Origin of the sequence: Pseudoalteromonas sp. HL-AS1, assembly GCF_031198785.1 — a bacterium.
In the GTDB taxonomy this organism is placed as follows: Bacteria; Pseudomonadota; Gammaproteobacteria; order Enterobacterales; family Alteromonadaceae; genus Pseudoalteromonas; species Pseudoalteromonas distincta.
Map to the genome: position 1 here is coordinate 3,121,406 of NZ_CP133569.1, position 23,017 is coordinate 3,144,422.

General features: G+C 38.2%; 16 protein-coding genes and 1 pseudogene. 7 read left to right on the forward strand and 10 right to left on the reverse strand.

The features are described 5' to 3' along the window. Positions 1–74 precede the first annotated feature (74 nt). Positions 75–743: a hypothetical protein gene (locus RB214_RS14490; protein WP_002962577.1), complete on the forward strand. Its 669-nt coding sequence runs from the start codon at positions 75–77 to the stop codon at positions 741–743. On the opposite strand, the gene RB214_RS14495 is transcribed toward RB214_RS14490, so the two are convergent. Continuing rightward, a complete protein-coding gene (locus tag RB214_RS14495) occupies positions 726–1,169 on the reverse strand; it encodes a hypothetical protein (RefSeq protein ID WP_309167654.1) in 444 nt (147 codons plus the stop codon). The two genes, RB214_RS14490 and RB214_RS14495, sit on opposite strands and share 18 nt — an antisense overlap. Positions 1,170–1,452: 283 nt before the next feature. On the opposite strand from RB214_RS14495, the gene RB214_RS14500 reads away from it, so the two are divergent. Then, entirely contained in the window at positions 1,453–2,724 is a 1,272-nt protein-coding gene (locus RB214_RS14500) for an IS4 family transposase (protein WP_309167444.1), read from the forward strand. A 177-nt stretch (positions 2,725–2,901) separates the two neighbouring features. Here the strand turns inward: RB214_RS14500 and RB214_RS14505 are convergent, their stop codons facing one another. Further along, positions 2,902–3,618, reverse strand: a complete 717-nt coding sequence (locus tag RB214_RS14505; RefSeq protein ID WP_165744511.1) for an SIMPL domain-containing protein — start codon at positions 3,616–3,618, stop codon at positions 2,902–2,904. A 114-nt stretch (positions 3,619–3,732) separates the two neighbouring features. Here RB214_RS14505 and RB214_RS14510 point away from each other — a divergent pair, with 114 nt between their 5' ends. Further along, positions 3,733–6,402 carry a bifunctional acetate--CoA ligase family protein/GNAT family N-acetyltransferase gene (locus RB214_RS14510; RefSeq protein ID WP_309167655.1) on the forward strand — a complete coding sequence of 890 codons (2,670 nt, stop codon included), beginning with the start codon at positions 3,733–3,735 and terminating at the stop codon, positions 6,400–6,402. Continuing rightward, positions 6,402–7,355 carry an ion transporter gene (locus RB214_RS14515; RefSeq protein WP_309167656.1) on the forward strand — a complete coding sequence of 318 codons (954 nt, stop codon included), beginning with the start codon at positions 6,402–6,404 and terminating at the stop codon, positions 7,353–7,355. Before RB214_RS14510 ends, RB214_RS14515 begins: the two co-directional genes overlap by 1 nt. Before the next feature lie 16 nt (positions 7,356–7,371). Here the strand turns inward: RB214_RS14515 and RB214_RS14520 are convergent, their stop codons facing one another. The 3 genes from RB214_RS14520 to RB214_RS14530 are packed head-to-tail and all read right to left on the reverse strand — an operon-like array spanning position 7,372 to position 12,519. Further along, complete coding sequence (locus tag RB214_RS14520; protein ID WP_309167657.1) at positions 7,372–11,874, reverse strand: EAL domain-containing protein; 4,503 nt, start codon at positions 11,872–11,874, stop codon at positions 7,372–7,374. A 25-nt stretch (positions 11,875–11,899) separates the two neighbouring features. After that, on the reverse strand, positions 11,900–12,301 hold the full coding sequence (locus RB214_RS14525) for a GNAT family N-acetyltransferase (protein ID WP_024596205.1): 402 nt from the start codon (positions 12,299–12,301) through the stop codon (positions 11,900–11,902). A 14-nt stretch (positions 12,302–12,315) separates the two neighbouring features. Then, on the reverse strand, positions 12,316–12,519 hold the full coding sequence (locus RB214_RS14530) for a DUF3283 family protein (RefSeq protein ID WP_149593895.1): 204 nt from the start codon (positions 12,517–12,519) through the stop codon (positions 12,316–12,318). A 119-nt stretch (positions 12,520–12,638) separates the two neighbouring features. Here RB214_RS14530 and RB214_RS14535 point away from each other — a divergent pair, with 119 nt between their 5' ends. Then, complete coding sequence (locus RB214_RS14535; RefSeq protein ID WP_309167658.1) at positions 12,639–13,337, forward strand: transporter substrate-binding domain-containing protein; 699 nt, start codon at positions 12,639–12,641, stop codon at positions 13,335–13,337. On the opposite strand, the gene RB214_RS14540 is transcribed toward RB214_RS14535, so the two are convergent. Together RB214_RS14540 and RB214_RS14545 are read right to left on the reverse strand one after the other, a co-directional pair. Then, a complete protein-coding gene (locus RB214_RS14540; protein WP_008170756.1) occupies positions 13,334–13,579 on the reverse strand; it encodes a DUF1289 domain-containing protein in 246 nt (81 codons plus the stop codon). The two genes, RB214_RS14535 and RB214_RS14540, sit on opposite strands and share 4 nt — an antisense overlap. A gap of 105 nt (positions 13,580–13,684) precedes the next feature. Then, positions 13,685–14,818: a 1-acyl-sn-glycerol-3-phosphate acyltransferase gene (locus RB214_RS14545; protein WP_309169026.1), complete on the reverse strand. Its 1,134-nt coding sequence runs from the start codon at positions 14,816–14,818 to the stop codon at positions 13,685–13,687. A 389-nt stretch (positions 14,819–15,207) separates the two neighbouring features. Here RB214_RS14545 and RB214_RS14550 point away from each other — a divergent pair, with 389 nt between their 5' ends. Further along, positions 15,208–16,152 carry a D-2-hydroxyacid dehydrogenase gene (locus RB214_RS14550; RefSeq protein ID WP_182712855.1) on the forward strand — a complete coding sequence of 315 codons (945 nt, stop codon included), beginning with the start codon at positions 15,208–15,210 and terminating at the stop codon, positions 16,150–16,152. Between the two features lie 185 nt (positions 16,153–16,337). Beyond that, positions 16,338–16,718: pseudogene (locus RB214_RS14555) on the forward strand (DUF3192 domain-containing protein). A gap of 67 nt (positions 16,719–16,785) precedes the next feature. Here the strand turns inward: RB214_RS14555 and RB214_RS14560 are convergent. From RB214_RS14560 to RB214_RS14570, 3 genes are read right to left on the reverse strand one after another with little or no spacing between them, the layout of a single operon-like run. Next, positions 16,786–17,685: a diguanylate cyclase gene (locus RB214_RS14560; RefSeq protein ID WP_309167659.1), complete on the reverse strand. Its 900-nt coding sequence runs from the start codon at positions 17,683–17,685 to the stop codon at positions 16,786–16,788. Further along, on the reverse strand, positions 17,669–21,478 hold the full coding sequence (locus tag RB214_RS14565; RefSeq protein WP_309167660.1) for an ATP-binding protein: 3,810 nt from the start codon (positions 21,476–21,478) through the stop codon (positions 17,669–17,671). Before RB214_RS14565 ends, RB214_RS14560 begins: the two co-directional genes overlap by 17 nt. A 51-nt stretch (positions 21,479–21,529) precedes the next feature. Continuing rightward, positions 21,530–22,927: a PhoH family protein gene (locus tag RB214_RS14570; RefSeq protein WP_309167661.1), complete on the reverse strand. Its 1,398-nt coding sequence runs from the start codon at positions 22,925–22,927 to the stop codon at positions 21,530–21,532. Between the last annotated feature and the right edge of the window lie 90 nt (positions 22,928–23,017).

A 23,017-nucleotide genomic window follows, 5' to 3' on the forward strand; every position in this document is an offset into this window, starting at 1 on the left:
TGCTTTAAATATGAAAGGTCGCATTTGCGGCCTTTTTTGTTTTATAGTAGTAAAAAAGATTTTTGGAAATAATAATGGATTTAAGCATACAACTACTTAATGCGCGTATTTCAAAGCAACAGTTAAATGAGCTCGATAACGACTTTAAGCAGTTAAGCCCTGCTCAGCAAACTTTGCAGCTTAACCATTTATATGACAGCGCCCAACGGTTGAGTGTTAAGTATGACTTTATGCAAAACATAGCAACGCGAATATTAAGCTCTAACACAGCGCCCTCTCCATTTATTAATCAACTCACTAATATTGACGCATTGAGCTTTTTTACCCCTGCGCTGAAAGTAAATAAAGGCTTTTTAGTACAAGATACACAAGGAAATAACGTACTGCACAATGTGTTTAAGCATGCCGATGCGACAAAGCTGCCATTTAACTATGTGCGCTCTTTGATGTTGTTTGAATCAAATGATGAGTTAGCTAAAGCGCTGGCGCAGCCCAACTCTCATGGCTTAACACCGGTTGCCTGCTACATAGCCTATGCAAATAAACCTAGCACACCGGTAAAGCATGAATTTTCAGCTTTGTTAGCATTAATGGAAATAGAGCAAAAACAAAATCCTAACGCTAAACAGCAGCTTGCCAACGTAATAAAAGGGCAAAAAGTTAACGAGACCACAATTTTACTGAGCGCCGCTTACTTGCAACGCTCAACGGCGCAAGTTGCTCACTTAATCAAGGCGCTTTAATTCACTCACAACTTCTGTACGCACACTGTCTATGGCATGTGTAATAGATTGTGCAGCACTTTGGTGATCAACCATATTTGGCCAATTTGTTTGCCAGACCTTTTGTAAGTCTTTTGTTTTTAAATGTACTTTATCAACGGCTAAGTAGCTTAAGTCATGAATTAAGTTAACTTTAACCCAGCCTTTTCTAGGGCTGCCATCTATTTTTTTATTATCGTAATGTGCCGCAAATACAATAAGCTCAAGCTCGGCTAGTTCTTGTAAAATTTGAAAGCTAGCAATGCGTGTATTGTTGTTATCTTCACTTGCCTCCATCCGCCATGCATTATAACTAAAGCCTATAAACGCAAATACTACGCTCGCTATAGCAGTGAAAAAATACGAACGGGGCGCCAGTACAAACTGACCATATTTAGACTCTGACATATTATTTCCTAGGGCCTGTTTATCTTTCGAGGTTAAATTTGCAGCAGTATGTTTGGTATTTAGGCAAGGCAGAGCCTATGCAGTGTGGTTATTTCCCATAAATAGGCGGTAACGTGGAATAAATGCCAAACATGCGCTGCCGAAGGGTTCTGCCTAGGGGCTATTTACTCTTTGTTGCCTACATGGATGTCATAGGTAAGATCTTAAGAAATTGAGTTGAAGCTCAATTCATGATCAAATGGTTGTTACCACACAAACCACAGAATCAAGAAAAGAGCTTCAAATGAATGCTAACATTTTTATTAATAAGTTAAAAAGTATCCTAAGTGAAAAAAAACTGAACCGACTTGGTAAACAAGTAGCATTTACTAAAAGAGAAAGAAATATTACCGCATTTCATATGGTTGTTAGTCTTGTTGCTGCGCTTGGGGATAAAAAAACGATCTATTTATCCGAAATATTAAGAGTTTATAACCAGCTAACAGGGCAGTCTATTAAGTATAAGCCTTTTCATAACCAGTTAGTTAAACCTGAACTAGCTGAACTAATGCGAGAGGTAACAAATAGAGTTTTTAATTGTTGGATAAATGATGCGCTTAAGTACACTAAAAAAGATTTGTTCAAGTTTGAGAATATTTTAATTCAGGACGGTAGTTCTATTATGCTTCATCGTTCTTTAAAAGATGTTTTTCCTGGGCGATTTTCAAATACGTGTCCAGCAGCCATTGAATTGCATGCTACTTTAAATTTAACGCAAGGTTGCTTTGAAAAAGCAGGTATAACACCAGACAGTTACTCTGAACGTGAAGAACTTCCAACATTTAAAGAGTTGAAAGGACAGTTGTTACTTGCTGATAGAGGATATTATTCAGGTAGTTATATTCATGAATTAGATAAAGCAGGAGGATTTTACGTATTAAGAGCGAAGGGATTAAAAGCAGTCAGAGTACATAATGCTTTTAAGCAAAATGGACAGGAATTAACAGGAAGTCATTCCCCAAAGTTATGTGAATTGCTTCCCGAATTACCTAAAAATGATCTTATTGATATGAATGTTAGCATAAAAAACAAGCTAACAAGAGTCGTTGGGTATTGGTCAAAAAAAGAAAAACAATATACATTTTTAGTCACTAATTTATCTATTGATGAATTTACAGCGACTGAAATAGGCAAATTATATAGGTTACGCTGGCAGGTTGAATTACTTTTTAAGGAGTGTAAGTCTTATAATAATTTACGCGGCTTTCAAACATCAAACGCAACCTTACAAGAGGCGCTAATTTATGTAAGTTTAATAGTAACCACGCTTAAAAGATTTTTAACTGGCTGTATTGAAAAGATATTTAAAACTGAAATGTCTACAATGACAGTAGCAAAAACAACGGGTGTTTGGTGGATTGCCATATTAACAGCGATTATTAGGAAGCATAGGAAAGGATTGTTAAATGCAGTTAATGGAGCATTTGACTTTCTGAGGAAAAATGCAGCTAGGGCACACCCCAAACGCGATCGAAAAACAGGAGTATTTCAGTATGGGGTAGAACCAAATTTTTAAGGCTGTACTTAATGTTTTTCTTAAGTACCTACCTATGACATGGATGTAGGTAAGGGGCGTGAGCAGGACGCGGAAGCTTAGCTCGGTTTTTACTTAGCCCGCTAGGTTACAAACCTCACGCCGCGATTAAATCGCACCTAGATTGAACAAATTTTAATTCTGAAAGGTCAACAGGCCCTAGTCATTTAAGTAATATTCAACACTGGTTACCACTCTTATATTTTTTATTTGCGGTGTGTTTGAATCTCGATTACTGATACTAAATTGCCCTTGGCGAGCTGTTTTTATTTTGCCTAATTTTGAATTAGAGTCTTTAGCAAATTTATTAGCGACTTCACGCGCTTTTTCAGTTGCTTCTTGCACCATCGCAGGCTTTACATCATTGAGGCCAGTAAAGATGTATTCAACTTTTGTTTCGTAGCTATCTTGCACTATTGCGATATCTTGTTTAGCAAGCTGGCTTACTTTACTCAGCGCGTTTTGCACTTTATCTGGCGCAGCAGAATAAACAATAATATTTGAGCGCACTATGTATCTAAATTGTTGATTTTCATTACTGTATTCACGTGCTTGCTTATCAATAACTGACTGGCTACCTATTGTTATTTCATCGTTGTCAAAACCATGGAGTTTTAAAAAAGCAGTTACCGCATCATTTTTTTTCTCAACTCGGCTTACTAATTTTTCAAGGTTATTGTCGGCATCACTAAATTGCAGAGGCCAAATTACCGTATCGGCTATTACTTCTCGCTCGGCCAATCCCTTAACCTGCACAGTACGTTCCATCCCTTTCACACTCAAAGCGGTACTTTTTAAAATAAACCCTAAGCTAATTAAGCCTATACTTAAACAAATAGCCGCTATAACAATGTAAAAACCGGGGTTTTTATTCACAATAATCTCCTTGATTGATATCAATAATAAGCATCGAGACGCTCGAAATAACACAGTAAACAGGGTACATTGAAACTATAAATAACACAAAATTTAATCAGCCTAGGAAAAACCATGAGCCTTAAGCGTATAACCCAATTTTTTAACCCAAGCTCAGTGGCCGTTATTGGCGCCTCTAACATATCAACTCGGGCTGGTTTTGTGGTTATGCGCAACTTACTTCAAGGTGGCTTTAAAGGGCCGATAATGCCTGTTACTCCAAGCCATAGCGCAGTACATGGCGTACTTGCTTACCCTTCTATTGCTGACTTACCAAAAGTACCCGACCTTGCTGTTATTTGTACTAACAAAAACACCTTAATTGATATTATTGAGCAGCTTGGAGAGCTTGGCTGTAAAACCGCTATTGTTATTGCCGATGGGCTGTCTGGGGAGCAAAAAAGCGCGCTTAAAGCATGCGCTCAAGCCAAGCAAGTTACTTTGCTTGGACCCAACTGTTTAGGCTTGCTGATCCCTCATATTGGGTTAAATGCGAGCTTTTCACATACCGTGGCAAGCCCAGGTAAAATAGCATTTGTATCGCAATCAGCAGCAGTATGCTCAACCATTTTAGATTGGGCTAAAAACAAAGAAATTGGCTTTTCATATTTTGTATCAGTTGGCGATTGCCTTGATATAAACTTCAATGAGCTACTCGACTTTTTAGGTCGTGATGCTAAAACAAAAGCTATTTTACTCTACATAGATAACATTGAAGATATTCGTGGCTTTATATCAGCAGCAAGAGCCGCGGCCTTTAGTAAACCTGTAATTGCGATTAAAACAGGTAAAACAACTGCGGGCGCACTTGCAGCCGAAATTCACACCGGTGGAAAGCAAAGCTCTGACGCTGTTTACGATGCGTTATTTCAACGAGCGGGTATGCTGCGTGTAAATGATTTACGAGAGCTATTTGCAGCGACACAAACACTCGCCATGCATCCAAAATTATTAAAAGTAGAACAACTGACAATTTTAACTAATGGTGGCGGCCCAGGTGTTATGGCCGTTGATGAGCTAATTCAAAGCTCCGGTAAATTAGCAGAACTAAGCATTGAAACCCGAAATGCGCTAAATAAAGTCATTCCGCAATCAGAAACCACCTCAAACCCTGTGGATATTTTTGGCGACTCAGCACCTGCGCGTTATAAGCAAGCATTAGAAATTTTACTGCACGCAAAAGAAGTTAAAAACTTACTGATTATCCATACTCCCTCAGCGCTTGCGCCCAGCGAAGACTACGCCAACATTATTGTAGAAACCTTACAAACATTACCTAAAATGGCGCGCCCTTACGTTATAACTAACTTTATGGGTGAAGACGCATCTTACGCTGCCAGAAAAGTGTGCTCAAACAACGCAATACCCACTTATCGTACGCCCGAAGGGGCTGTTGGCGCATTTATGCACTTGGTAACGTATCGTCGTAACCAAAAGCATTTAACGCAAACACCTGAGTCGAACACTGATGACGCTAAAATAAATAAGGTGGCAGCTAGAACCCTTATTAATGAGTTTTTAGATGATGGACAAAGCTACTTACCTACTCATCAGGCAAGCCAAGTATTAAACCACTATGATATTAAATGCATTCAAACTGAAGTGGCTTACACCCCAACAGAAGCCAAAGAGCAAGCCATTGAGCTTGGTTTTCCAGTCGCGCTGAAACTTATTAGCCCAAGTATTGCTTCGAAGTCTGAAGTAGGTGGTGTGGTACTTAACTTAAACGACGCCAACGAGGTTGAACAAACTGCTTTTGCGATGCTTATCCGTATTAAAAACACTTATCCGGATGCTGTTATTGAAGGGTTTTCATTACAAAAAATGGCGCCGCGAGCAGGCGCTAATGAGCTGCGAATTGCTATTAAAACCGAGCCTAATTTTGGCCCAGTTATATTATTAGGTGAAGCAGGCACTGGCCTTGAATATGCACAAGCCGCCGTTGCTCTACCTCCACTGAATATGAACTTGGCAAAGTATTTAATTGCTGCAGCGCACGATAAAGGCGTATTAAAGGAGCGCATACTCCCCGAAAAAGTTGATAAGTATCGTTTATGTGCACTGCTAACGCGTATTTCTCAGTTAGTTATTGATCAACCCGATATAAGCTCAATGGAACTAAATCCTATACTTGCCAGCAATGGGCAGTTTTTAGTGCTCGATGCCACTATGACACTTAACCGCTATCAAGCTCAGAGCAATCGTAAGCGCTTATCTATTCGTCCCTACCCTATTGACCTTGTTGAAGTGGTAACACTTAAAAATAACACTCAAGCTACGCTCAGACCGATAAAACCGGAAGATGAACAAGCTCATAAAGTATTTGACGAGTCACTTAACAAAGAAGACAGATATAAACGCTTTTTTGGCGAGCTTCCACAGTTTAACCACGATCAACTCGCTAAAATGACGCAAATTGATTACGACCGTGAAATGGCGTTTATTGTGTGCCAACGCTTTGAAGGTAAAACCCGTACACTGGGTGTGTCTCGCGTTATTATGGACCCCGATAACTTACATGCTGAGTTTGCTATTGTAGTACGCTCAGACTGCCAAGGCTTAGGGCTTGGTCGTATACTAATGAGCGCTGCAATTAATCACTGCAAACGCCAAGGTGTAGAGTCGGTTGAAGGTATTACTCTGCCAGAAAACACAGGTATGATTGAGCTTGCCAGAAAGCTGGGGTTTAAAATTAGTCGCGACTTTGAAGAAGGCAGTATTAATATGGTGCTTAAACTTAAATAATGAATAATCCGCAAACTTTAAGACAAAAAATGGCTTGCCTATTTGAAGGCACAGGAGAGTATCACCGTGCTGGGCATATTCTTGATATTGCACTCATTAGCATAATAATGATTAACGTTGTAGCCATTGTTATTGAGTCTATTCCCAGTGTGGCGCTTAAATATTATGACGAATTTTTAGTTTTAGAAATTGTCTCTGTCGCTATTTTTGCTGTTGAATACTTAGCCAGACTTTGGGCCTGTATAGATAAAACACAATATGTAGCAATGGAAGGCTCGAACAGTAAACGCAGATTAAAATATTTTTTATCGCCACTGGCACTTATTGATTTAATTGCTATTTTACCTAGCTTAATGATGTTTTTATTCCCGCTCGATTTACGCTTTTTACGCGTACTTAGGTTATTAAGAGTATTTAAACTCACTCGTTACTCCCGTGCAATGCAGTTATTGTTACAAGCATTTATGGATGAAGGTAGTTCATTAATGGCTGCTTTTTTTATAATGGCCGTCGTGCTTATTCTAGCTTCATGCGGAATTTATTTAATTGAGCACGATATACAACCCGATAAATTTGGCTCTATTCCTGCGGCAATGTGGTGGGCAATGGCAACGCTGACGACCGTTGGTTATGGCGATGTAGTACCTATAACGCCATTGGGTAAGTTTTTCGGTGGTGTTATCACGCTACTGAGCATGGGTATGGTCGCTATTCCTACCGGGTTACTCGCGTCTAGTTTTTCAGAACAGATACGTAAACGCCGTCAGTTTTTTGAAGACGCTGTGCACGAGTCAATTCAAGGGGGCACACTTAATGACACTCAACAAATACACCTAGAAGAGCTACGTCATAAGTTAGGCTTGAGTAAGCTAGAAGCTAATAAGGCCATTAAAACGCAGTTAAATGAGCATAACAGCCATATGTTTTGCAGACACTGCGGTAAAAGGCCCTAAATCCGTGCGACTATTCTCAATTGAATATACCACTCCAATCGCGATTAATAAGCGCGAGTACGTCGGTATTAGGTACCGGTTTACTAAATAAATACCCTTGGAAATGCTTGCACCCTCTCGCCTTTAAAAAAGCAAGTTGATGCGAGCTTTCTACGCCTTCAGCTACACACTCTTTGCCTAAACTATCTGCAAGCGCGAGTGTTGATTGGATAATGGCCTCATCATCAGAGTCTATGCCTATGTCTTGTACAAAGCTTCTATCTATTTTGAGTACATCAATAGGAAAACGTTTTAAATAAGTAAGGGATGCGTAACCCGTGCCAAAATCATCCATGTACAATCTACAACCCAACTTTTTAAGTTGTTCCATGCTGTGCAGAGCTTGGTGAGAGTCGCGCATAAGTACAGACTCTGTTATTTCAAAAACAATAGCCTCAGATGATACACCTGAATTATTTAACGCTTTTTTAATTTCAGGTACGAGTTCTTTAAACTCAAAATCTAGTGCTGATAAGTTAATAGATAAATACAGGTTAGGTGAGGCTTTTCGCCACTCTTTTAACTCCAATAAAGCGCGCGCAAAAGTCTGCAGCATAATTTTTGTAATTAAGCCTATCCCCTCTGCAGCCAGCGAAAACTCTTGAGTTTGTACTAGTTTATTTTCGGGCCAACGCAGCAGCACTTCAAAGCCTTCTGTTTTTTGGCTCTTAGCATTAATAATAGGCTGATAGTAATTACAAAACTCTTCTTCTCGATACGCTCTAGTAAGCTGAGATTCAAGATGCAGCGCTCTTTGAACATGCTGGTTCATCTCTTGCTTATAAAACTGGTAGCGCCCTTCTAAAGAGTCTTTTGCATGATATAACGCTATGCTCGCAGCTTTTAAAAGTGCGGGGCCTTGCTCTGCGTCATCTGGCGATATCGACACACCAATACTTAAATTAACGTTTACAACTTGACCATTAATCGCAATATTTTGATTCACGCAATCCATCAACTTAGTACATATTATAAGTACTTGCTCTATCTGATGAATATCTTCTACTAACACAACAAACTCATCGCCACCAAATCGCGCAACACTATCCGATGGTCGCAAAGAGCACTTTAAGCGCTCAGCAACTTCTTTAATTAGCTCATCAGCCGCTTCGTGCCCTAATGAGTCATTAAAGTATTTAAAACGTTTAATATTGATATGTAACAAAGCCACTTTGCATCCATGCAGTTTTGCTTGTTCAAGGGCGTGTTCAACGCGGTCATTAAATAATGTACGATTTGGCAGCCCAGTTAAGGCATCGTAGTTGGCCAATAGGTGCAGCTCGTTTTCAGCTGATTTTTGTGCGTTTATATCGGTTAAAATAATGACATAACTATTAAGGCGCTGCTCGTTATCGGCCACTGCACTTATTTTCACAAGTACATGACGCGATTCACCATTAGCTAAAACCACACTGTCTTCGCACGAAAAATGCTCCCCAACAGATAGCTTTTGCATAATGCGTAAATAATCAAAACGATTGCTGCGCGATATACCTAAATTTAAAGTCCGGCTAGATAACGACTCTGCGGAGAAGTTAAAGGCGGTTTGCAGTGATTTATTAGAAGCCCGAATATTTAAGTTTTTATCGAGTATAAACACCCAATCACGTGTTTGCTCAAATGCTGCCGTAAATAGTAAAGCGTGTTCTTCAAACACCATCTCACGGGTCATATTTGTATAAGTACCCGCTACTTTTTGTGGTGTTTTATCATCCCACTCAACTACTTTTCCAAAGTCCTTATACCAGCGCCAATAGCCTTTTGCATGGCGCAGGCGGTAGGTACAATTAAAGTAACCTTTATCGGTAGATAAAAACTCAAGCCACTCTAAGCGAAATAGCTGTTTGTCCTGCGGATGAATTTTAGATAAATATTCATCAAGGCTTACGGTTTCATTTTCGTAGCCTAACTCACTCGCTAAGCGAGGTTGGTAAATACTTGGATTGCTTGATTCCCAATCCCAAACACCCGATTCGCTGCCTTCAAGCGCTAGCTTTAGACGGGCTTCGCTTTCTTTACTTTCTTTATTTGCTGCCAATAAAATACGCTGAATTTTATTACGGCGCATAACCCACATAGCAACAAAACCAATAAACAGCATGGCGTAAAGCACCATAAAATAAGGTGCACGCCAAAGCGGATATTTTACTTTTATTTTTAAAATAGCAGGCGAGGTATATTCTCCAGTCAGAGGGTCTTTAGCCCAAACTTTTAATTGGTAATTACCTGGATTCAATTTTGGAAACAATACGCGGTTGTTATTTCGAGTATAACTTTTTTGTCCGTTATCGAGTTGATACTCATAAATGATGCGTTCTTGATTGCTAAATGCCATGGCAGAAAATGCCACTTCAAGCCCTATATCATCATGGTTTAACACAACCTCGTTGAGCGGCTGTTTTAAATCAAGCGATAGATCTCGTGACATTAAATCAACTCGCGTAATATTTACGTGATCAATAAGTGATTGGTAATTTTGGTTTTCCATTGGGTGAAAATAAGTAAAACCTTTTAAGCTACCATACGCAATATGGCCATCTTTAAGCTGTGCCATGGCGTTACTATTAAACTCAGCAGAGAGTAGCCCTTCTGACGTAGAAAATTGTTGAAAATGAAGTGTTTCTGGGTTTAATCGCCAAATGCCTTTATGGCTACTCATCCAAATCATGCCATCATCATCTAGCACCATATCGTAAAGCAATGTGCCTAATTTATTCTTCTCTAAATCGATTGTATGTACTAATTGATAAGTAGACGCGTCAAGGCCTATCAAGCCAAAATTAGAAAGTGATATCCACAATATATTGTTGTTATCTATTAAATAAGAAAGCACGCTAATGGCTACGTTTTCATGCTGCTTTGGCACTTTGTAAATCATTTTAAGTGCTAAATCAGTTGGGTTTACTTGATATAAAATTCCAGCATTAAAAAATAGTGGCGAGTCTGGCTTATTACTCAACGCGGGTAAAAAGCCATGAGCTAAAAAGGGTTCAAATTGATCAAACTGGCCACCCAAACGCGTTATTACTTGAGAATCTATATTGTATATAAATACCCCATGATCTGAGTGTACAAAGTATAGATCTCCATTTGGCATTAGTGTAACGCCATGCACTCTACCAGTAATCAACTCTTGATTAGCAGGGTTATGCACTTTAGGTTCGCTAACTTGATGCGTTACAGGGTCAAAAATAAATAAACCACGGTTTGTATAAAGCCATAAATTATCTTTATAGGGCGTTATTTCATATACGGTAAACTCAGTGTTGAGTAAGTCGACTTTGTAGTCTTTTAAATAAGCTTTACCAATATTTGTTTTTAAATCAACCTCGGTAATACCGTTATGCGTTGCAAGCCAAAGCTTGTCTTTATATTCGGTAATCCCCCAGATAGAGTGATGTGATAAACCATCCCCTCCGAGCAAAGTGCCATCGACATTATTAAAATGATAGCTGTCGTGAGATAAGTAAAACGCTCCATCAGTCTTAGTCGCAACCCATGTACCACCCGATTTATCTTTAGCCATATCAATAATACTGGTATCGGCAAGTGTGTACTTACTTTTGGCTATTCGAGTATTTTTAATCATCTCTTTTGTGTTTAAATCAAATTTAAACAAGCCTTTGTCGGTAGCTAAATCTATTGTTCCGTGTTCGTTTACTATGCTCCAAACATTTAAGTCACTTAGTAATACTTTACTTTTAAAAGGTAAATCTGGGCGTTCAAACATTTTTGATAAGTTACTAATATCAACTTCGTATAAGCCTTGTACCGCCCCTACTAACAACTGTTTATTTTCACCTAATGCGAAAGACTTCACATTATTTTGGTAAATATGTTCAGCTTCACCTTTTAAATGCTGTAGAGGTCTAACTTGCTCGGTGGCAATATCAAATACGTATGCACCATGGCTTGTACCTATAAATATATAACCATTGTAGGCAAACAGCTTTCTCACAAGAGTATTTTTATATTTAGCCGGAAGCTCAAAAATAGTTGTTATTTTTCCGGTTGCTATATCAAGCTTTGCAAAATCGCGGCCTCGCCCAATCCAAAGTGTTTTTTTATCAACGGCCACCATACTAAAAACAGACTGATTGATAATTTCTTCTTCACTGGTCGGTTTTTCTAGAAATTGCTGATATGAATCTGTTACGGGGTCGTATCTAAATAGGCCTGCAAGTAAAGAGGCTATCCAAATGTGCCCTTGAGGGTCTTGGTAAATACGATCGATGATCGCCTCTTCTAACTCACCATTAGGGCCGTTTATTGGAATAACTTGATAGCCATCATAACGATTAAGCCCGGCCTCTGTCGAAAGCCAAAGGTAACCGTTAGTGTCTATAAGCATTGTATTAACGTAGCTTTGCGATAAGCCTTCGCTAGGAGATAAACGTTTTACTTGTGCCCCTACTTGGCAACTTAGAATAGTTATTAAAACTACAAAGCAACTAATGATCCCATTAACGTATTTACTCATGCTTATTCCATATTATTATTTATTATTATGGGTACTCTAGAGCGACTATATTTCGATGTTTGTAAGTATCAAAAAGTACTTGTAAAGCAAGAGTATATGTTAACACCTGGTTAAAACCAATAGCACAATATAAATCAGCTACGTTTTCATATGCGAAGGTCTTTATCTCTCTATTTTGCGACTTTAAGAGTGTTGAAAGCAATTGTTTTGCAATCCCTTTACCGCGATGTTCCAGCGCAACAAACATGGTAGATAAAAATAAAAACTCTGTTTTATCTTGTAACCTACATGCTGCCACTATTTCATTATTATAGTAAGTAACCCATACCTTATCTTGTTTATTAGCACGCCCTCTTACGCTGTGCTTTTTGTAAAATTTATTCACAAGTGGGGTTTTTAGTTCATTTAACACTTCAACTTTATACATTTTTATATCGATATTTAGCTAAGCATTAGCGCTAAATACTGTTCAAATTTTTGTTTCAAGACCATTTGCTCTGCCATTGGGCGGCTATGGATTGTGCTGTAAACTTGCTCTCTCGTTTTTTTGTTACGCTTAATTTGATACGCCCAAAAAGACGCTTCATAATCTAACTGAATTTGATATTTTTCTTCACGTGGTAATAGACATAAATTAAAACTCACAATACTTCCTCATTCGTTTTTAAGATTATTTGATTCCCCCTCTAAACTGGGCAAGAGGTAATCTACTTGTTATTATACGCGTCTTATTTTATTTATTTCTGTAGTAATTGGAACCGATAATGAACAGACGTTTTAGTATCTTGTTATTATTGGTAAATTTATTTTTTATTGCACCTTGTTTTAGCCATCAATACAACCTTACTTTTAACCGTCCGCAAAGCACACCTCAAGCTGATTATGCCTTAGAGCTTTTAAAATTAGCATACGCAGATATAGGTTTTAAAATAAATATAATCGATTTTAACCATCAAAATGCTTTGCTCGCTGCAAATAATGGCGTACTTGATGGGCAGTTAGGGAGAGACGCAAGCATTGAAGAAAATTACGAGAACTTAATTAGAGTTGATTATGAGCTATTTAAGTTTGACTTAGTATTATATAAAAACTGTTTGCCTAGCCATTTAGAGCAGCTCGATAGTGTCGCAATTATTGGCGGTTACCCTGTGCAAGAACATTATTTAGCAAACACACAGTTTGCAGGAAATATTATTAAAGTTAAAAGCATTAATACCCAACTCAATTTGCTTGCTCAGCAGAAAGTACAAGGGGCTTTAATGATTAACTTTATAATGCAAAACAATGACCTCCCGTCACCTCAAGGCTGTTTTGTAAAAGAAGTGTTGAGTACTCATCCGCTTTATCATTATTTAAATAAGCGTAATAAAAACTTAGTAGAAAAGCTTAAAATGTCATTAATTAACTTAACTAACAATGGCACTGTGTACGCACTAAGAGCCAAATATGGATTGAGCTTTTAAAAGTCGAACCCTTGCTGCTGCGCCTGCGTGCTTGGCACTGCATTTTGCTGTTTTTTTTGTAGGTAGCGCTTGTAGCGCTGCTGGCACAAACTAAGCACCTTCTTTTTTTGGTCGTTCGATAAGGTATTCCACGAAAAGCGTTCATCCCGACTACGATAACACCCTTTGCAATACCCTCTGTTATTAACTAAGCAAATACTTTTGCAAGGGCTTGGAATATCAAATATTTCAATTTGTTGCATGTATAAGTACCGCCCAGTTGAAGAGGAGGTATTAGTATAGCGTTATTTTTGAGCAAAAAAAAAGCAGCAATTTAATTGCTGCTTAGTTTTGTTGAGCTGGGATTATTAATGCTCACAGCTATTGGTATTTATCTCTGTTTTGCGGTGAAATGGCTTAGCGTACATGGCCAACACTAACGGTTTTAACTCTTCTGGTACACAGGCTAAACGCTTCTCAAACGTCGCTGTATCTGGAGAGTCTATTACCGCCTCTTTACAGCCACCAGCAATGTAATTACCTGGATGCAAATAAAACGAATCTACAATTTGCCTATCAATTGTTTTAGCCAACTCTTCAGCACTATCACATTTAGATTCGATTGATTGTCCAAATGCTAAATGCACATGCCCTTTAGCTGAACTAAAACCTTCAACAATACTGGCAATATCTTCACCCGCTGACTTAATATATTCACCATGATGCTGTTTATGATAAAGCTCTTTTGCCTTAGCAATTGCACACGGTTCATATTGGTAAGAAATAGAAACAGGCACTATTTTTAGCTCTTTAATATAATCGCCAAATTCTTTCTTTTGTTTACGCCCATTTAATTGCAGCATTTTTAAAAGCGCAGGATCAGTTTGATCAAAACCATCTTTTGCACGCCCTTCTTTTTGTGCAATCCAAATAGAATTTCCACCGATTAAAGAGTCATAAATATATGACGATAACTGGGTCAATGCTTTTAGCATTTCTTTTGGTGCTTTAGCAGAGCGCTTAACAATGAAACTTTTATTTAAACGCATAAGCTCAGTAATGTAAGGTATTTGCAATAAATTATCGCCAATAGCAATACGCACTGTTTTCATTTTATGCTGATATAAACCCCAGTTAACTAATGCAGGATCAAGCACTATGTCTCTGTGGTTTGAAATAAATAAATAAGCCTGATTAGCGTCTAACTGATCTAGCCCAGAAAAGGTAACTTTTGATGTGGTGCGCTTCACTAGTTTATCTAAGTATTGCGCCACTTCATTTTGCACATCTTCAACGGTGCTTACTTTGCCCCATTTTTTGCGTAACTGACTTCTTACCATTGGACGCGCAATAAAAGGCACTGCCGATAAAAAGCGCGGTAAATTATACTTTGCTATTACATCAATAAACGCATCATCGTTAATCAAACGTGTAAGCGACGCCGCAACTTCGTCGTCGTTGTATGGGCGTATATCTGCGTATTTATCTTCTAATTCACTCATTACTACATCTACAATGTTAAAAAACGGCACGCTAAAGCGCACCGTTTATGTCTATATCCGATTATAACTCAGCCAATCTAAAATGCGAAATAACCAAAAAAACGATTTTTATTTTTAGCAACTTGCTTTAATGCCGAGTTTAATTACCTTCTATGACCATAGGCTTGCTTATTAGTGCAATAAAACTGATCAGTCTAGCAAAATACCATGTTCTCAATCTGCTAGTGGGCAGACCACTACTACATAGCCCTCTAATCATTTGGTAGTAATAGCATTAACAAAGCCTTTCTTTCGTAGTACCTTAAGCCCATATTTTAGATTTTTGATGGATCGTAAGCCTCTTTTTTACGATTTTAACTCTTTCAGATCCACTTATTTTAGGGCTCATAATGAACATTACTATTCTTGATAACGCAACGTTAGCTAAAACATCTCTTTCGTGTATAGAACAACTTGGTAAATTAACGACTTATGAACTTACCAGCCCAGAGCAAGTTATTGAGCATTGCCAAGGCGCTGATGTATTAATCACTAATAAAGCAGTTTTGAATCGCGATACAATTAGTCAGCTAACACAGCTGAAATTAATTTGCGTAAGTGCAACCGGTACTAATAATGTTGATTTAGAAGCCGCTAAAGAATTTGGTATTGCCGTAACTAATGTAGCTGGCTACTCAACCCCTTCAGTTGTTCAACATACATTTTCTTTAATTACTAACTTACTGGGTAACACCCACCGCTATCAGGCGGATTGCCAGCAAGGCGCATGGCAAAAAAGTGAAATGTTTTGCATACTCGATTACAGCTTTAACGACTTACAAGGTAAAACATTTGCCATTATAGGCGGCGGTACACTAGGCAAAGGCGTTGCTAAAGTGGCTGAGGCATTTGGCGCTAATGTTATTGTTGCAGAGCGTAAAGGGGTTAAATGTCGTGATGGTCGTACGCCTTTTGAAGACGTCATTAAAACAGCCGATATAATCAGCGTACACTGCCCACTTACAGATGAAACACGTGATTTAATCGCACTTAATGAGCTTAAAATGATGAAGCCAAGCGCTATAATTATTAATACAGCACGTGGTGGTATTATTAACGAAGCCGACTTAGCAACAGCGCTTAAGCAAAACCTAATTGCTGGAGCGGGTGTTGATGTACTAACTAAAGAACCTGCTGAAACTTCAAATCCACTTGCTAATTACACAGGCAATAACTTATTACTTACTCCACATATTGCATGGGCAAGTACTGAATCTATTGTGCGTTTAATTAATGAAGTAAGTTTGAATATTGCGGCATTTACTAAAGGTGAATCACGCAACCGCTTGGTTTAGCCATTTTATTGTAGTAATCAAATAAGCTAAAAAATGGCTGTTTTTACTAATATATTTAATATTTTGTTAGATAAAAACAGCTAAAACCACTTAACAATTTGATTAATAACAACTTATCAACATGGTCTACTCTTTGCTTTAATACAGTTAATAACCAATTAAAAATCTTATTAAGGTAAATAAAAATGAAAAAATCACTTTTAGCAGCCGCTTTAATCGCTCCATTTTTAACAGGCTGTGTTATTGCCGTGTCAGATGGCGAAGCTGAGACTCATTAGGCAGGGAAAAACTCATCAAGCTGGCAAGCACAGCATAAAAATAATCGTGAAGTTATATCAGAGCTAAAAATGGATAGCAGCTATCAGTCTGTTTTAACGCAATTAAAAACGCCTAATTTCACTGAGCTATTAAAAAAAGATGATGATGTATACCAAGTACTTTTTTATGTAACGCATAGCAAGCATTCAGATTCAAAAACAACAAAAGATGGATGTACGCCACCTGTATTTAAAAATGATAAGTTAGTGGGCATTGGTGACACCGCTTTAGGTATGATCACGCAGTAACCAATAAAAAATGTTTGATACAAAAACGCCAATATATGAATATTGGCGTTTTTTGTATATTAAGTTTTTAGCGTGCGACTATTCTATCTCGTCCTGCGTCTTTAGCGGCATATAAGCCTAAATCGGCCTCTTCTAATAATGCTTGCTCAGCATACACTTTACCACTTTGTGTAGTGGCAATACCTATACTTATAGTGATGTGGTCTGCATTTAATGAAGCTTTATGTTCTATATTCAAAGCATTTACAGCATTGCGTAATTTATTAGCAAACTCCATAGCTTCATGCTTATCAATTCCTGGTAGCACAGCAGCAAATTCTTCTCCGCCATAACGAGCAATAAAGTCACTGCCACGTTCACATTGAGCCGCAAGTGCTTGCGCAACATTCTTTAAACACTCATCGCCAGCACGGTGTCCGTAGCAATCGTTGTAACGTTTAAAGTGGTCTATATCCATAAGTAACACCGATAGCGGTGTTCCACTTCGCTTGCTGCGGCGCCATTCTCGAGATAAGTTTTCATCAAGGTAGCGTCTATTTGGTATTTCAGTTAAGTCATCTATCGAAGCTAGCATTTCTAGCAAATCATTTTTTTGCTTTATGAGGAGTTGGTTGCGCACTCTAACGCGAACAATAGAAGGACTAAATGGCTTGGTTATGTAGTCCATTGCACCGAGCTCTAAGCCCTTTGCTTCATCATCATGGCTACGATTGGCTGATATAAATATAATAGGAATAGACTGAGTTATTGGGTTTTCTTTAAGCTCCACAAGTACTTGATAGCCGTCAATTCCAGGCATAATTACATCAAGGATTATTAAATCAACTTGCGCTGTTTTTACAAAGGTCAGTGCTTTTTCACCACTTTCAACCAAGAACACGTCGTGTTCTGCTTTAAGTGTTTTTTCAAGTACTAATCTGTTGATTGGATCATCATCCACAATAAGTACTTTAGCTCTTTTCGACATCCCTAACCCCTAGCCCTTTTATAAAAACAATTACCTGTTCTAGCTGTATGATAAGCTCTTGTAGTGTTATTTCAATAGGCTTATTAGTTGTTTTAAGCGTTCTTTCACACAATAAAGCACAATGTGATAATCGTCTAAAACCTAAATTACCTGCTACACCCTTGATACTATGCACTAAACGTACCAAATCATCCTTATTGGTTGTTTCTTCTAGTTGCGATAGCTGGGTTTCACACAAGCTAGCAAACTTATCAATCATCGTATTAAGTAGTTTTTCATCCATACTAAACTGCGTTAAAGCAAATGATTTTTCAAAAAAACTTGGTTTAACTAAGTTTAAATCAGCAATTGCATCAATAAGTACTTTAGCAACAACCGGTTTAGTTAAATGTTTATTCATGCCGCACTTTAAAGAACGCTCTACATCAGCAGGCTCGCAATGAGCCGTTAAAGCAAAAATAGGCAGTTGCTTTGCGTCAAACTGTTGACGAATCAAAGCGGTTGCTTGACAACCATCTATTTTCGGCATTTGCACATCCATCAATATTAAGTCAGGCTTTAAAACTTGCAATAATTCCATACCAATTGATGCGCTTAAAGCCGTAACAACATTTACGTTTGCTTGGCGCAGAACACTGCTAATTATTTCTAAGTTAAGCTGATTATCATCAATTGCTAATACAAGTAGACCCGATATATCAGCTTTACTTTCAGTTGCACTGTGAACTGCGGCACTTGTATTAACTATAGGCTTTTGCTGAGAGTTCAAACTAAATAGCCTTTGCCCTAATGCCGATGCTTTAACGTGATGCGCAGCTAAGTGCTCGCTTGTCGGTAAATTAAGTGTGTGCTGATGATTAATAATAATTACCGATGTTTCTTTAGCTGATAACGAATCATTAATCGCTTCAACATTTAAAAGTGCAGGTAAGTCAGCTGCATCAATTATTATTTTTTGAGTATTAGAGAGCTTAATTGGGTATTTTAGTACTTCATCTAAATTAATATTAGCAAGTTCGTTATATGCATTTGTCACCTGCTTAAGCTCTTTACTTTGATCAGATAAAATAGCCAATGTATTAGTCGGTAACACTGTGTTTTTAGTGGTATCAACTAAAAAGCGAATACTGAAATAAAATTCGCTACCGTGGCCTTTTTTACTCTTTAAAGCAATCTCCCCACCCATTAACGATACTGCATGTTTAACAATAGCTAAACCTAACCCAACCCCTTGGTGTATGCGGGTTGAAGATTCATCACCTTGAGTAAAAGCGTCGAATAAGCGACTTTGATCGGCTTCATCTATACCCATACCAGTATCAATTACTTTAAAGCAAATATGCTGTTGCTCTAGGCTATCGCTTTCAATAAGTTCCATTTTTAAAGTAATGGAACCTGTTTTTGTAAACTTAACGGCATTAGTTAATAAGTTACCTAATATTTGCTGTAAACGTATACTGTCGCATATCAAATCAGGTGCTATTAACGGGTCAATATCAATAACAAATTCAATACCTTTTCCTTCGCACAATGGAGCCGTTAAGCTTTCACAAATATCCACCAGCTCAACCATGCTAAACGATGCTTGTTTTAAATCGGTTTGCGAGCCCTCAATACGCGCAAAATCAAGCATTCTATTAAGCATTGATAACAAACTTTGTGCTGCATGCTTAGCTTGATCCGTTTGTTGTAATTGCTTTTGAGTTAAGCCTTGCTCAATTAACATATCAAGCAACCCTAAAACAGCGTTCAAAGGGGTGCGTATTTCATGGCTTAAATTGGCTATGAAGCGGCTTTTAGCTAGGGTTGCTCGTTCGGCATCTAGTTTTGATTTAGTTAAGGCACTTACATCCTGAATGTGTATAACATAATAAGCTGGATCGCGGTTTTCATCCCATACAAGCGATACACTTAGTTGCAACCAGCTTGTTAAGCCCCCTTGAGCAAGCGTTAAATGGTATACGCGTTTTTTGTCATCTAACAATTGCGCTAAAGTGCTTTTTATTTGCTGCCATTGGGAGTCATCAAATAATGCTTTTAACTGCTCCCCAACGAGTACTGGCTGATCAGAAAACTGCTTTCTTGCTGCTTTATTTACTTGCAATATGGTGTGTTCAAGCGAGAGTAAAACCACGCAGTTAGCCGCAAATTCAATTGCACTTCTAAATTTAGATTCAGATGATTTTAAGGCTAATAATGTTTGTTGCTGTTCAGTAATATCGCGACCAATGCCCATGGTTCCTAACAGATGTTGGTGCTCGTTGTAAAAAGGTGCAATAGTAAGTTGATACGATTTTGTATCGGTTTCTATTCGCTGTTCAACACTATTCCTGTTTTGTAATACTTGTTTTTCAAGCGCATTTATTTGCTGATCATTGTCACCTAAATCATCCACATATTTACCAACTAATGCAGTTTGATCTTTACCGATATACGCCTCAAATGCTTTATTGCATCCTAAGAATGATCCATCAATGTTTTTAAAGTAAATAAGATCTGGCACACTGTTTAGCATAGTGTTGAGTAAAGCTAAGTGGCGCTCTTTCGCTTCGTAACTGCGGCTTAGCTTTTCTGATTGCAGCTGAACTTGGTCGTCCAGAGCTTTATTTGCACTTTGTAATGAATCAACTAACTGTTTGTTTTTAGTAAATACACGCTTCACTTTAGAAAACCAAGGTTGCCAGCTCAATGGTACTTTGTAATTTAGCTGCTCTTGGGGTTGTGTACCGTTACTCTCAAGGTATGACATTAAGTGAGTCATCGGCTTTATAAAAATGCGCTGACTTAACCAAAAAAACACGCCAAACATAATACTTAAAAATAGCGTTAAAAATGTAAACTCTAGTAATATCTCATACTTAATTGAGCTTATTAATTGGGGTTTGTGCTCGTAAAATGCTGCGTGAATAGGTAACTCATCCATAGGCTGCATAAAGTAATTACTATCACTAGTTAATACTGTTTTTTGACTCTGATGATCGGCCAAGTCCGGCCAATAATTTTTTAACGCAGTTGCTTGCTCTATTATCTGTTTAGAGCTGGCGATAATTTGATGCGATTGGTTCATAAAAACGTATTCACCACTGTTTGGTGACACCTTTTTTAACCATCCAGAAATTGCTTGAACATCATAAATTAAAATAATGTACTCGGCTGAGCCTGTGCTTCGTTGTCGACCAATAGCAAAATACGAATTGTCATTCACTTTAACAATAGGACTTGAAGTAAGTTTGTTTTGCGAAAATTTTGGCTTAAATTTTCCATTTAGAATTTCAGTAAGCATTAAACTTTGGCTTTTGTTGTGCCTGCTTACATAAGCAAAACCATTATCATCAACATACGCTACAGCAGATAACGACTGCATCAACGCAAGCGTTGTATTAAACGAAGGCCCTAATGTAATAGCCTGCTGCCACTGCATTAATGCCTTAGCTGATAACGCAAACTCACCTTTACCTACAATTTCCGTACTTTGATCAATAAAATGACGATAATAGTAACCATCATATTGATTTATGCCTTCGAGCAAATCTTGGTTTATTTTGGGATAAGTCGCTTGCTCGTATAAGTTAAACATGGTGGTAAGTAGATTACTCACCGAGTCCATCCCGTGAGTAACCTGTGCTGAAACATTTGTAAAATCAGCTTGGCGTTTTTCAACCGTCCGCTCAAGCTTTATATTATATAAGTGCAAGCACAGTAAAAAAGCGACAATCAATGGCACTAACAGCGCAATAAATAATGAACGATAATAATGCTTCAGAGGTAAAAAAATCAATGTACTGCCTGCCATTTGGCTCGAAAATCAATCGATAGACTATCGAGCCAATTTGTTAAGCGCAAGTTATAAATTTTCTTCTGCAAATGATGCTAAGCGGCTACGTACAACACCGTTGAGATTTATTGTTGCGCTGCCTTCAAAGTTTTTAAAGCGCTCTACTATGTAGGTTAAGCCTGATGTTACTGGCGTTAAATAATTACTATCTATTTGCGCCAAGTTACCTGTACAAATTAATTTAGTACCTTCGCCGCAGCGAGTAATAATCGTTTTAAGTTGAGATGCCGTTAAATTTTGGCTCTCATCTAGAATTACCACCGCATTTTGAATGCTACGCCCGCGCATAAAGTTAACCGATTTAAACTGTACATTAGCCTTCTCCATTATGTAATTTCGACTCGATATTGGATTTTCGTCGCCTTTGTGCAATACCTCCAGAGTATCAGTGATAGCTGCAAGCCATGGCGCCATTTTTTCCTCCTCCGTGCCTGGTAAAAAGCCGATGGACTCTGCTATTTCTGGCGTATTACGGGTAACTATTACTTTATCGTAAATGCCTTTTTCGATGACCATTTCAAGGGCGCTGGCAAGTGCTAACAAGGTTTTACCACACCCTGCAGGTCCTGTTAAAATAACAAGTTCAATATTTGTATCGAGTAGTGCATCTAATGCCATCCCTTGATAAATATTTTTGGGCTTAACGCCCCATGCTTGTTGATGCATTAAACGCTCAACACCAATATCTTTGAGCGTTATGTGCTCGTCATCGTAGCATTTAACGCGCGCCGCAAACTGCTCCCCTCCATCAAGTAAATATTCATTACAAAATACATCAGGTACTAAGTTTTTAGGCACATGATGAAACGTATCACGTCCGTGTTGCTCGGTATTACACTCCCCTACATGATCCCAAAAATCACCTTCAATTTTTTTATAACCACTAGTGAGTAAGCTTATATCGTCAATAAGTTGGTCGGTGCGGTAATCCTCAACATATTTAAGTCCGGCGCCTTTGGCTTTTAAACGCATGTTTATGTCTTTTGTAACAAGTATTACTTTTGAATCACTGTGCTGCTTTTGTAAGTACACGGCGCAATTAATAATACGATGGTCGTTTTCGTTACCTGGTAAACCAGAAATGGAGTCAGCAAATAAATGGTCGTTTACAATAATGAGGGTACCTGCAGAGCTCGCTTTTGCCTTTTTGTTACTTGGCAGCGCCACGCCTTGTAGCATTTGTTCGGGCGTTGCATTTTTAAGAACTTCATCTAATCCACGAATAGCGACGCGCGCATCACGACTTACGTCGTGTTTTCTGTCTTTTATGTGGTCAAGCTCTTCAAGCACCGTCATTGGGATAACAACGTCATGCTCTTGAAAAGACAAATAAGCGAGTGGTTCGTGAAGTAGTACGTTGGTATCTAGCACATACATTTTACTTTCAAGGTTCGAAGCTTTTTCCATAGCACTTTCCTTACGTTTTATGATTTTTATGCTATACCAAAATAACTAAGTAAAACGGGCAAAACTTAAACCTGCAATACTTAATTGCTA

Excerpts from the sequence above, each read along its gene's own strand:
- RB214_RS14490 (WP_002962577.1), top strand. The coding sequence starts at position 75 with ATGGATTTAAGCATACAACTACTTAATGCGCGTATTTCAAAGCAACAG.
- RB214_RS14495 (WP_309167654.1), bottom strand. The coding sequence starts at position 1,169 with ATGTCAGAGTCTAAATATGGTCAGTTTGTACTGGCGCCCCGTTCGTAT.
- RB214_RS14500 (WP_309167444.1), top strand. The coding sequence starts at position 1,453 with ATGAATGCTAACATTTTTATTAATAAGTTAAAAAGTATCCTAAGTGAA.
- RB214_RS14510 (WP_309167655.1), top strand. The coding sequence starts at position 3,733 with ATGAGCCTTAAGCGTATAACCCAATTTTTTAACCCAAGCTCAGTGGCC.
- RB214_RS14515 (WP_309167656.1), top strand. The coding sequence starts at position 6,402 with ATGAATAATCCGCAAACTTTAAGACAAAAAATGGCTTGCCTATTTGAA.
- RB214_RS14520 (WP_309167657.1), bottom strand. The coding sequence starts at position 11,874 with ATGAGTAAATACGTTAATGGGATCATTAGTTGCTTTGTAGTTTTAATA.
- RB214_RS14525 (WP_024596205.1), bottom strand. The coding sequence starts at position 12,301 with ATGTATAAAGTTGAAGTGTTAAATGAACTAAAAACCCCACTTGTGAAT.
- RB214_RS14535 (WP_309167658.1), top strand. The coding sequence starts at position 12,639 with ATGAACAGACGTTTTAGTATCTTGTTATTATTGGTAAATTTATTTTTT.
- RB214_RS14540 (WP_008170756.1), bottom strand. The coding sequence starts at position 13,579 with ATGCAACAAATTGAAATATTTGATATTCCAAGCCCTTGCAAAAGTATT.
- RB214_RS14545 (WP_309169026.1), bottom strand. The coding sequence starts at position 14,818 with ATGAGTGAATTAGAAGATAAATACGCAGATATACGCCCATACAACGAC.
- RB214_RS14550 (WP_182712855.1), top strand. The coding sequence starts at position 15,208 with ATGAACATTACTATTCTTGATAACGCAACGTTAGCTAAAACATCTCTT.
- RB214_RS14560 (WP_309167659.1), bottom strand. The coding sequence starts at position 17,685 with ATGTCGAAAAGAGCTAAAGTACTTATTGTGGATGATGATCCAATCAAC.
- RB214_RS14565 (WP_309167660.1), bottom strand. The coding sequence starts at position 21,478 with ATGGCAGGCAGTACATTGATTTTTTTACCTCTGAAGCATTATTATCGT.
- RB214_RS14570 (WP_309167661.1), bottom strand. The coding sequence starts at position 22,927 with ATGGAAAAAGCTTCGAACCTTGAAAGTAAAATGTATGTGCTAGATACC.